This window comes from Pseudomonas sp. P5_A12 (assembly GCF_056400685.1).
In genome coordinates this window covers 1-10,506 of record NZ_JBFUKU010000195.1, presented here as the reverse complement: position 1 = coordinate 10,506, position 10,506 = coordinate 1, and the positions used below count along the sequence as shown (strand labels likewise).

11 protein-coding genes are annotated in these 10,506 nt (G+C 58.9%); 5 read left to right on the top strand and 6 right to left on the bottom strand.

Translation table 11 applies throughout. From position 1 onward, the window contains the following. Window positions 1-225 precede the first annotated feature (225 nt). Both AC1DSG_RS21850 and AC1DSG_RS21845 read left to right on the top strand, forming a co-directional pair. Window positions 226-624 (top strand): Zn-ribbon domain-containing OB-fold protein, encoded by a 399-nt coding sequence (locus AC1DSG_RS21850; RefSeq protein ID WP_477792742.1) that lies wholly within the window; start codon window positions 226-228, stop codon window positions 622-624. Further along, window positions 624-1,814 carry a thiolase family protein gene (locus AC1DSG_RS21845; RefSeq protein WP_477792741.1) on the top strand — a complete coding sequence of 397 codons (1,191 nt, stop codon included), beginning with the start codon at window positions 624-626 and terminating at the stop codon, window positions 1,812-1,814. Before AC1DSG_RS21850 ends, AC1DSG_RS21845 begins: the two co-directional genes overlap by 1 nt. Window positions 1,815-1,823: 9 nt before the next feature. Here the strand turns inward: AC1DSG_RS21845 and AC1DSG_RS21840 are convergent, their stop codons facing one another. From AC1DSG_RS21840 to AC1DSG_RS21815, 6 genes are all read right to left on the bottom strand, one after another. Next, a complete protein-coding gene (locus AC1DSG_RS21840) occupies window positions 1,824-2,609 on the bottom strand; it encodes an IclR family transcriptional regulator (RefSeq protein WP_477792740.1) in 786 nt (261 codons plus the stop codon). An 88-nt stretch (window positions 2,610-2,697) separates the two neighbouring features. Further along, window positions 2,698-4,284, bottom strand: coding sequence for an MFS transporter (locus AC1DSG_RS21835; RefSeq protein ID WP_477792739.1), 1,587 nt, complete (start codon window positions 4,282-4,284; stop codon window positions 2,698-2,700). Window positions 4,285-4,321: 37 nt separating this feature from the next. After that, window positions 4,322-5,206: a fumarylacetoacetate hydrolase family protein gene (locus tag AC1DSG_RS21830; RefSeq protein WP_477792738.1), complete on the bottom strand. Its 885-nt coding sequence runs from the start codon at window positions 5,204-5,206 to the stop codon at window positions 4,322-4,324. A 1-nt stretch (window position 5,207) separates the two neighbouring features. Further along, complete coding sequence (locus tag AC1DSG_RS21825) at window positions 5,208-6,158, bottom strand: VOC family protein (protein ID WP_477792737.1); 951 nt, start codon at window positions 6,156-6,158, stop codon at window positions 5,208-5,210. Between the two features lie 66 nt (window positions 6,159-6,224). Next, a complete protein-coding gene (locus AC1DSG_RS21820) occupies window positions 6,225-6,983 on the bottom strand; it encodes an SDR family NAD(P)-dependent oxidoreductase (RefSeq protein ID WP_477792736.1) in 759 nt (252 codons plus the stop codon). A gap of 51 nt (window positions 6,984-7,034) precedes the next feature. Then, a complete protein-coding gene (locus tag AC1DSG_RS21815) occupies window positions 7,035-7,271 on the bottom strand; it encodes a ferredoxin (RefSeq protein WP_477792735.1) in 237 nt (78 codons plus the stop codon). Between the two features lie 361 nt (window positions 7,272-7,632). On the opposite strand from AC1DSG_RS21815, the gene AC1DSG_RS21810 reads away from it, so the two are divergent. The 3 genes from AC1DSG_RS21810 to AC1DSG_RS21800 are packed head-to-tail and all read left to right on the top strand — an operon-like array spanning window position 7,633 to window position 10,498. Continuing rightward, window positions 7,633-8,895 (top strand): MFS transporter, encoded by a 1,263-nt coding sequence (locus tag AC1DSG_RS21810; RefSeq protein ID WP_033048637.1) that lies wholly within the window; start codon window positions 7,633-7,635, stop codon window positions 8,893-8,895. Between the two features lie 26 nt (window positions 8,896-8,921). Further along, entirely contained in the window at window positions 8,922-9,242 is a 321-nt protein-coding gene (locus AC1DSG_RS21805; protein WP_007942512.1) for a 2Fe-2S iron-sulfur cluster-binding protein, read from the top strand. 20 nt (window positions 9,243-9,262) lie between these two features. After that, window positions 9,263-10,498, top strand: coding sequence for an NAD(P)/FAD-dependent oxidoreductase (locus AC1DSG_RS21800; RefSeq protein WP_477792734.1), 1,236 nt, complete (start codon window positions 9,263-9,265; stop codon window positions 10,496-10,498). The last annotated feature ends 8 nt before the right edge of the window (window positions 10,499-10,506 follow it).

The window sequence follows — 10,506 nt, the reverse complement described above, 5'->3', positions numbered from 1 at the left end:
CGCCAGCAGGAACTTGCCAAGTGTGCTGCCGAGGGCACCAAACCCACCGGTGACGACTACCCTCTTGTCCAGTAACGACTGGGACATCGTGAAATCCTCTTGTTGTTGTTTTACGGCACGAAGGTTCAATTCGTGCTTCGTCGGGATGAATATATGACACTTTTAGAAAATATGTACAAATGATACCGTATGACTTCAAGTCAAACACTCACCTGCGGACCGCTGATGCCTAGAAAACTTCCTGCACTCAACGCCGACAACCGCGCCTTCTGGCAAGGCGGCGAACGGGGCGAACTGCTCGTTCATCGCTGCGCGGCCTGCAGCCGGTATTTCCATCCACCTGCCCCGCTTTGCCCGCGTTGCGCAAGCTTTGAAGTGGCGCCAGAGCCGGTGTCCGGTAAAGGTAAAGTGCTCAGCTACACCATCAATTACCAGGCTTGGGCCCCCGACCTGGAGGTGCCCTATGTGGTCGCGATCATCGAGCTGGTGGAACAACCTGGCTTGCAATTCGTGAGTAACGTGGTGGGCATGCCGGTCACGGATGTGCATATCGACATGCCGGTACGGGTCAGCTTCCTCAATGTCGAGGATGTCTGGTTGCCTCTGTTCGAGAAGGATCAGTGATGTTCGATCATCGTTATGAAAAAGACGTCGCCATCACCGGCATCGGTCAGTCGGAAATCGGGCGTCCGTCAAACAAGTCAGCGATGCGCCTGACCCTTGATGCTTGCCTTGAGGCCATTGCTGACGCTGGCCTGCAGCGTAGTGACATCGACGGTGTGGCCTGCTGGCCGGGCGACAACAACAATGGCGACCCATTTTCTCCGGTTGGCCCGAGCGCGCTGAAAAGCGCCTTGGGGCTCAACGTCAACTGGTTTGGTGGCGGCTACGAAGGACCCGGCCCGCTTACCGGCGTGATCAACGGTGCCATGGCGATTGCGGCGGGCCTGTGTAAACACGTGCTGGTGTTTCGCACCATCACCGAAGCGTCGGCCCGCTTGGTGAACAAACAAGCGAGCGCCTTGACCAATAAAACTCAAGGGCGTGACAACAGCCACGCCTGGCAGTGGTTCACGCCATTCAATGTGCTCTCGGCCACTAATCTGATGGCGCTGTACGCCCAACGTCACTTCCATGAATACGGCACTCGTGCGGAGCAGCTGGCGCAAATCGCCCTGACTTGTCGCCAGAACGCCATGCGCAACCCCAAAGCGGTGTTTCGCACACCGATGAGCATGGACGATTACATGGCGTCGCGGATGATTTCCTCGCCGCTGCGCATGTTCGACTGCGACGTGCATTGCGATGCATCGACCGCCATCATTTTGTCGCGCCGGGATATCGCTCAGGACCTGCCGAACAAACCGATCCGCATTGAAGCCATGGGAGCAGCCTTGAACCAGCCCTGGTCATGGGATCAGATTTCCCTGACCAAAATGGCCGCCTTCGATGTTGGCCAGATGATGTGGGCGCGCACCGACTACACGCCGCAGGATGTTGGCTCTGCGCAGCTGTATGACGGATTTTCGATTCTGACCATGATCTGGCTGGAAGCCCTCGGCCTTTGCCCCACCGGAGAAAGCGGAGCCTTCGTCGAGGGTGGGACGCGCATCGCGCTGGATGGTAGCTTGCCAATCAATACCAATGGCGGGCAGCTATCTGGCGGGCGCACCCATGGCCTGGGTTACGTGCATGAAGCCTGCCTGCAACTGTGGGGCCGTGCCGAAGGGCGGCAAACCCGTGAACACCGTGTCAGCACGGTGGCCGCAGGTGGCGGCCCGCTGGGGGGCAGCCTGCTGCTGGTACGCGAGTAACGGTGCGTTTCAGTAGAGAACGCCGGCCACTTCGTTACAGAACTCGATCAGCGCCTTGCCCAGCTGGGCAAGGCCCTCTTCATCGCGTTGACCACGGAACATCACCGCTGAAACGGTGAAATCGATGCTGTGCGTTGGTGAGTAGACCGGCGCTGCAATGGCAAGAATGCCCCCCGAGAAATGTCCATCGTCCATTGCCCAGCCACGCTCGGCAGCTACTCTCACTTCCTCACGGAAAACCTCCAGCGATAGAGGCTGGGCCCAGCGAATGTTGTCGAAACTGCTCTGTACTTCTGGGTCGTCGAGGTCGATTTGCGTGGCGAACAAACGCCCACTGGCACCCATCAGTATCGGCAGGCGCTGACCTTCAGCCATGTCGATACGCACATCAGTCGGGCTGGCAGCAGAGCTGACAATCCCCATACGGTCAGCGCTCATTTTGCGCCAGAGGGTGATGGTTACCCGCTGGCGCGCAGCCAGGTTCTGCAACAGGGGCTTGGCCATCTGCACGCGATGGCCTTGGGTGACCAATTGTTCGACCAGGCGCGCCAGCCCCAAGCCAACCGAGTAGCGCTTGGACATGGCACTGAAGTCGACCACCTCCTCCTGCACCAGCGTGCGAAGGATATTGAAGCAAGTACTGGGGTTGATCTTCAATTGCCGGGCGATGTCCACCGAACGCTCCGGCGTGCCCACCTGACTGAGGTAACGCAGAATGCGTATGGCGTTGGAAACGGGCTTGACGAGTGTTGCGCCGGCCGATTTGGTGGTGTCGTTGACGTCAGTGAAGTCCATGCCCGATCCAGTAACTTTAAAGTGCCGCCATTCTAGCCTGAGAATGATTGGCGACGTAAAAGTTTTAGCTGGGAATTAATCGAACACTTTAGTCGGATAGTTTCACTAGCGGTTGGTAGATCAGCCGACGGGTTTGCACGTCTTCGCGACGAAAGCGCTCGATGAGAAGCTCCTGGGCATGGTCGGCCTGGGTCACCCGCATCTGCTGGCGCAAATACTCCAGCCAGGACTCAACAATAAAGCGCTCGCTGAAGAGTTGCTCGTCCGCCATGTCGCGGTAAAGCCGCCAGTTCTGCGCACCATTACGCCGTCTTGACTTGCCGACTGCATACACAGCAGTCAGAAAGTCATCGCGGTCGGGCTCCGTGACCTGATAGACGATCTCCACCGATACTGGTCCATCGGAATAGGACACCGGACTGGCCAGCTGCAGTTTGTCGGTCAATTGCACCTCGGCAAAATCTGCCTCCTGACCCAGTTCCACACGGCCGTTACGGGTCAGCGCGATGCCGAGCAGTAACAACAACGTCGAGAGCAGCAAGCTCTCGCGTAGCCCCAGATATTGGGCCAGTGCACCCCATATCGCGCCGCCAGCAGCCATCGCGCCCATCAAGATCAACACATAGACCGATGCGACCCGTGCGCGTACCCAGTTGGCGGCATATGTTTGCACAACCGTGGAAATGGTCGCGTTGACCGCCATCCAGCCAAACCCTGCAAGCAACATCATCGCGCAGACCCCGTAACGGTTATGGGATAGCGCGGCAGTGAGAGTCGCGAGGGCAAAGGCGATGGCGCCGCACACCAGCAGATGCCGCATACCTAATACGCGATACAGACGCGGCAAGCTGAGTGCCGCCAACACGGCACCCGCACCAAGAAATGCCATGAGCAAGCCATAACCACCGGCGTCCATGCCCAATTCCTGCTTGGCCACCAATGGCATCAATGCCCACAAAGCGCTGGCACTGCTGGTGAAAACCAATACCTGCTTCATGGCGCTGAACAATACCGCCGAATGACGGATATAACGCAGTCCGCTGCGCATGCCTCCGGTCAGGGTCTCCGGTGGCAAGCCCACGGCTGGCGGGTTGGGTACCAGGCGAAAGAGGAAAAGCAGCACCGCGAACATGCACAGCGCGATGACTAAAAACACCGAAGTGGTATTCCAGTAAGCAATCAACGCACCGGCCAGCGCCGGCCCCAACGCGCGGGTCGCGTTGATGGAAATGCCGTTCAACGACACRGCCGCCGGTACCTGATCGCGGGAGAGTACACCGACCATGGTCACCATCCACGCCGACATTCCCAACGCACTGCCGGTACCCAGGACAAAGGTGAACGCCAGCAACCCCCAGGTTTCCAGATGCGCGCTGTACGCCAGCAGGCACAGTACCAGCGCGGCGAAGAGCATCATGCACTGCGTGATAATGAGCCAACCGCGGCGGTCAACCCGGTCGGCAATCACACCACCCGGGAAGGCAAACAGGAAGACTGGCAGAGTCACAGCGGTTTGCACCAGAGAGACCATCGCCGCAGACGTTGTCAACGTGGTCATGATCCACGCCGCAGCGACCGTCTGCATCCAGATCGCCATATTGACCACCGCCCCCGCCAGCCATAAGCCGCGGAACGCTTTATTGCGAAACGGCGCCCACGCCGAACCCTCGCTCATCATCACACCTCGGCGTAACACCTATTAAAATCAGCAGTTACTTATCCAGCGGCTGGCCCAGTCGCCCAACCGCACGCGCAGGGCTGAGCTGGCGTGGTGCAGCAATGGTATTGCGCAGTTGGCCGATGCCCTCGATGTGCGCCTCGACCCGATCACCCGGCTGCAAAAAACGCCCGCTTTCCAGGCCCACTCCGTGGGTAGAGCCCGTGAACACCAAGTCACCCGGACGCAGACTGATGCGCGCATCCAGATAATTGAGCAGCTCATCCAGGGTAAAAATCATCTGCCGGGTATTGTCCTGCTGGCGCAGTTCATCGTTGACGCTCAGGCGCAGATCCAGTTCCGGTTGCCCGGTTACACCCAGTTCGTCCGCCGTTACAACCCAGGGGCCTACTGGCGTAGCGCGGTCCATAGCTTTCTGAGTGAGCAGGTCGAGGCGACCAATCTGTTTGCCGGCATCCCTCGCACTGATGTCATTGCCCACCGTGTACCCCAGCAGGCAGTCGCTGGCATGGGGTTCATCGAGCAACGGCCGGCCCACCACTGCAACCAGTTCGACCTCGTAATCGAGCTGGGTGGTCAGCGGCGAATAATCAATCTCGTCATAAGCGCCGACCAACGCGGACTCAGGCTTGATGTACGCCAGCGGGTGCGCCGGCGCATCACTGCCCAGGCGCTTGAGATGGCTGAGGTAATTGAGGCCCACACCAAAAACCCGACTGCCAGGCTCCAGCGGCGCAAGCAGTCGCGCAGCCGACAACGGTAACCATTCGCCAGAAAGGTCCAGGGCGTCTGGCGCAAGGTCCACACCTAGCCCGGCCCATTGGGCGAATGGCGCATTAATCCGCTGCAGGCGATCAGATTTCGCGTCCAGCAACGCCCAGAACGCCTGCCCGGCCACTTCGACCCGCGCCAGACGCATCTCAGCGCTTGGCCAGGTAGATTGGCAGGTACTCGGCGTCGAGCACTTCTTCCGGTGTCTTGACGCTGGCACCGAGAATCGGACCGACCATTTCGTGTCCCCACAGGCTGAGTTTTTCCGGGTTCAACTCGTAGGGGTCGCCTTGCCATGGCTCGATTTCCGCAATGGTCTCAAAGGCAAAGCCGGACGGGTTGAAGTGGTAGAACGACAGGTGCGGGTCCTGGGCGTGTTGGCCAAGGGTCATCATCATCGGCAGTTCACGCTGACGCACGATGTCGTAGGTTTCACCGACATCGCGCACATTACGCACGAACAGCCCGACATGCTGCACGCCCATGCGTCCCGGGCCGTGGCCGTAAGCAATGTCATGACTGGTGTGATGGTTGAGTTTGGAGCGGAAGAAACCGGTGCGCCCTTTACCCGCCCCGGCGCCATACCAGCTGAAGCCCATGACGTTGAGCAGGAAGTCTTCCAGTTCCGGTGTGTAGTCCGGGGTGATCAGCACCACATGACCCGCACCGCGTTCGTCGGCGAGGAAACCGCTATGTGGACGCCCTGGCTGAAACGAGCGCGGCAGCCATTTTTGCCCGTAAAAAAGCTCGTGCTGATAACCCACGGGGTCGCGGAAGCGCACTAACTCGCGCACACCACGCTTTTCGCACAATTGAGCATCGCCACGGGTGTATGCGACATTGGCCGCCGCCAGCTTCTTGATGCCGGCTTCGAACGCCATGCGCCCTACCGCTTCCCAGCCGATGTAGGCAATTCGGTCAACTTTGCCTGGATGGAACGCAAAGCGATGACGGCGATCGTCGATTTTGAAGTACAGCGACTCAGGGTCACTCTCAGGATTCTTGCCGATACCAAAGCCCATCACCTGCGGGCCGTACTCACGCCACGCCTCAAGATTGGGGGTTTCGAAACCCATGTAACCGATACCGATGATGTCCACGTTATTCACCTTGTTATTGTTCGAGATGAAACGGTGCCGCTGGCACCTGTCCTGACGTCGCGTGCGTTAGATCGCCAGTAACCCGCCGTCGATGACGAAGTCCGAACCGGTAATGAACGAAGCCTCATCGGACGCGACAAATACCGCCATTGCCACCACTTCCTCAGGTTCGCCGGGGCGGTCCATCAAGACGCCGTCCAGCAGCATGGCGCGCATTTTTGGGTCTTCCAGAAACGGGCGGGTGCCTGGTGTGGCGACAAAACCCGGGCTCAGGCTGACCGCACGGATACCGAACGGCGCGCCTTCTACCGCCAACTGGCGAGTGAAGGACACCACGGCGCCCTTGGCCGCCGAATGCGCTGAAATACCGGCGACTTTCGAGCCGCCCCAGGCTGCGGTGGACGATACGTTGATGATCACCCCACGCTGCTCGGCCAAGTGCTGCCAAGCATATTTTGTGGTGTAGAACAGCAGGTCGATTTCGTTGCGCATGGTGTACTGCCAATCTTCGATCGACAGCTCGCTCACCAGCCCGAAACGTGCGGCGGAAGCGTTGTTGTAAAGGATGTCGATGCGCCCGTGCTCAGCGACGGCGGCATCGATCCACGCCTTGGCCTGTTCGTGATCACCCAGGTCCACGGGTGCCGAGCCATACAGGGTAAACCCCTCGGCTCGCATCAAGGCTGCTGTCTCCTCGTGGCCTTCGGCGACAAAGTCGCAACCGACCACAATCGCCCCTTCACGGGCAAAACGCAGCGCTGCTGCCCGGCCCTGGCCACCGCCGGTCCCGGTAATCAACGCGACTTTGTTTTGTAAACGTCCCATCAGCACATCCTCAACTCAGTGGTTATCACGTTGCGAGCGAGACTCGCGCTGTTAAACGGTTTCGTCTTCAGAGGTGATGGGCTCAAGCCAAATGGCCTCCGCGGGGCAGGCGGCAGCACCTTCACGGGCTTCCTCCTCCAGTTCCGGTGGTACACGGGCATCGTCCATGTACACCAGGCCATCGGCATCAAGTTTGTACAGGCTTGGGCAGATTGCGGCACACAAGCCATAACCACAGCAGCGGCTACGGTCTGCCACGGCTTTGAATTGCGCTTTTTCTGAACTCATTTTTGTCTCCTTTATCAGGTTCAGCCTCGGCAAATTATGAACACTATTTTATTTTATGTGCAATTAATTTTTAACGCGGATATGCTTCCACTCATCCGCTGTCGCAAACACAGGTCTGGCATCCAAATGGAAGAAAAACAGCAGGATGTTGAACACGACTGGAACCAGATTGATTGAAAGGTGGATTCAACGCAGGAAATTCGTTTGTCTTTGAGTCAGATAGCTGTGCTGGACAAAGGGGATTTTCTGATTTTATTCTGAATAAAAAATCAGATTCTGTTCAAAGAATCTGCTGGCGGTGGTCCACATCACCACTCGTAGCAGTGCTTGGCTCAACAAAACCTATAAGGAAGCCAACTCCATGCACCCGTCTAAAAACGAAGCGGCAATTGATCTTCACGAATTCCGCCAAAGCTGGAAAATCCTGATTTTGGCTGTCGCCGGTGTTGCCATCAGCATCAACGCCGCCCTGCTCTATGGTTTCGGCACCTTGGTCGTGCCGCTGGGCGATGCCTTCGGCTGGAGCAAAAGTGAACTGCAGGCCTGCATCACCTTTTTGTTTGGTGGCGCCGTGGTATCACTGCAGCTGGTGGGTTGGTTCAACCTGCGCTACGGCATGAAGCGCGTCACGGTCATTTCTTTACTGTTGTTGTCCCTCGGCTACTTGGCGACCACTCAACTGACCCACTCGATCTGGTCGATGTACATCGCCTTTGCATTACTGCCCATCGTGGGCATGGGCGCATTGGCGGTCACCTGGACGCAACTGATCAGCCTGTGGTTCGACCGCAATCGTGGCCTGGCGCTGGCCATCGGCCTGTCCGGTACCGGCGTCACCGCGGCAACCATTCCCCGCTTGATGGCGTGGGGCATTGAACAATGGGATTGGCGCGCGGCCTTCGTGATTCTCGCGCTGCTCAACCTGTTGGTGCTGCTGCCACTGATTCTGTTGTGGTTCAAGCTACCTGCTGCGGCGGGTAACCGTAATGACGGCAGTGCGCTGGAGCAATTGCCCGGCATGGCTTTTCGTGAAGGCATGGGCTCGCTGAAATTCTGGACCTGCAACCTGGCACTCAGTCTGGTGATTTCTTCGATTGTCGGCATGGTCACCAGCACCGTGCCGATGCTGCAAGCCAGAGGTTTGTCCGCGGCGGACGCCGCCACCGTCTTCGGCGGCTTCGGCATCTCACTGATCTTTGGCCGCATGCTAATTGGCTACTTGCTCGATCGCCTTTGGCCACCCGCGGTGTCGGCACTCAGCCTGGTGCTGCCCGCTGTCGGATGTTTTATCTACCTGAGCCCGACCACCGAGTTTGCGCCTCTGCTGCTGGCGGCGGTGCTGGTCGGTTTTGGCGCCGGGGCAGAATTCGATATTGCCGCGTTCCTGATTGCCCGTTACTTCGGTTTGCGCGAGTACGGCCGTCTGTTTGGCGTCCATCAGGGTTTGAACACCGTGGCCTCGGCGTTGGCTCCGCTGCTCTTCGCCTACCTGCTGGCACGCACCGGTTCATACACGGCGATGCTGGTGTACAGCGCAGCCTGCTGCCTGATCGGCCCTCTTCTGTTACTGACCCTGGGACGCGTGCCGCGTTTTAACGCACAAACAATTCCCTGCCAATCCTGAGCCCCCAACAAGAATCGGAGCAGAACATGCCCACATTGACGTTTATTGAACATAACGGCACCGCCCATCAGGTCAAAGGCGACATCGGCCAATCGGTAATGCAAGCCGCTACTTTCGCCTCGGTGCCGGGCATTCCTGCGGACTGTGGTGGCGCCTGCAGCTGCGCTACTTGCCACACCTATGTCGACGAGGCCTGGCTGAGCAAAGTACAAGCGGCGGAAAGCATGGAAAACGACATGCTCGAGTACGCGTTCGAGCGCCGTGACAACAGCCGCTTGAGCTGCCAGTTGATCATCAGCCAAGAGATGGACGGCATGGTACTGCACCTGCCGTCGTCGCAATTCTGAATGCGCTTGAAGGAGCTCCCATGACCCTTGCCTCAGTCGTTATCGTCGGTGCTGGCCAGGCCGGTTTTCAGGTCGCTGCGTCCCTGCGTCAGGAAGGCTATGACGGGCGCATTACCCTGATCGGCGATGAGCCCGGCCTGCCCTATCAGCGGCCGCCATTGTCCAAGGCCTACCTGCTCGGCAAAATCCAGGGGACCAATCTGTTGTTCCGCCCCGCTGAGTTTTATGCCACCCAACGCATTGAACTACTGCATGACCAGGCGACGGCAATTGACCGCCAGAACGGTCGCGTAGTGTTGGCCTCCGGTGATGCGGTCAGCTATGACCACTTGGTATTGGCCACTGGTGCACACAACCGGCCGTTACCGGTGCCAGGCGCTGAGCTGCCACAGGTATTCGGCATCAAAACCAAAGCCGATGCCGATGCCTTGGCGCCGCTGGCTAAAGAAGCGCGCAATGTGGTGGTGATCGGCGCCGGGTTCATCGGTCTGGAATTCGCAGCGGTAGCCGCAGCCCAAGGGGCCAATGTCCATGTGCTGGAACTGGCCGAGCGGCCAATGGCCCGTGCCGTATCGCGGGAAATGTCTGAGTTGTTCCGCCAGGCCCATGAAGCATGGGGCGTACATTTCGACTTCCGCCAAGGCTTGAGCCGCATTGATGGCGACAACGGTAAAGTGTGCGCCGTGCAAACCGCCGACGGACGTGCCCTGCCCGCCGACCTCGTGGTGTTTGGCATTGGCGTGATCCCCAATGCCCAATTGGCAACCGAAGCGGGTCTGGCCATCGAGAACGGCATCAAGGTCGACGCCAATCTGCTCACCTCTGACCCACGTATTTCCGCATTGGGCGATGTCGCCAGTTTCCCGTGCCTGCAAAACGATGAACAGCACACGCGCCTCGAGTCGGTGCAGAACGCCATTGACCAGGCCCGCGCAGTGGCCGCACGGTTGATGGGCAAACCGGCGCCTTACGGCGCCCTGCCTTGGTTCTGGACCGATCAAGGCGACCTGAAGCTACAGATTGCCGGACTCTCCAACGGCTACGACAGCACTGTTGTCCTCGGGTCTGCCCAAGACAAACAGCTGTCCGTGCTGTGTTTCCGCAATGRCCGCCTGGTGGCCGTTGAATCCTGCAATCGCATGGGCGATCACATGGCCGCGCGCAAGATTCTCGCCCGCGCGCCCAAGTTGACGGCAGCCGAAGCCGCCGCTGACGGTTTCGACCTGAAAGCCTGGGAAGCGGCCAACCGCGACTAGCGCCGCGT

Coding starts and splice junctions, on each gene's coding strand:
- AC1DSG_RS21810 (WP_033048637.1), top strand. CDS start 7,633: ATGCACCCGTCTAAAAACGAAGCGGCAATTGATCTTCACGAATTCCGC.
- AC1DSG_RS21850 (WP_477792742.1), top strand. CDS start 226: ATGCCTAGAAAACTTCCTGCACTCAACGCCGACAACCGCGCCTTCTGG.
- AC1DSG_RS21830 (WP_477792738.1), bottom strand. CDS start 5,206: ATGCGTCTGGCGCGGGTCGAAGTGGCCGGGCAGGCGTTCTGGGCGTTG.
- AC1DSG_RS21805 (WP_007942512.1), top strand. CDS start 8,922: ATGCCCACATTGACGTTTATTGAACATAACGGCACCGCCCATCAGGTC.
- AC1DSG_RS21845 (WP_477792741.1), top strand. CDS start 624: ATGTTCGATCATCGTTATGAAAAAGACGTCGCCATCACCGGCATCGGT.
- AC1DSG_RS21840 (WP_477792740.1), bottom strand. CDS start 2,609: ATGGACTTCACTGACGTCAACGACACCACCAAATCGGCCGGCGCAACA.
- AC1DSG_RS21815 (WP_477792735.1), bottom strand. CDS start 7,271: ATGAGTTCAGAAAAAGCGCAATTCAAAGCCGTGGCAGACCGTAGCCGC.
- AC1DSG_RS21820 (WP_477792736.1), bottom strand. CDS start 6,983: ATGGGACGTTTACAAAACAAAGTCGCGTTGATTACCGGGACCGGCGGT.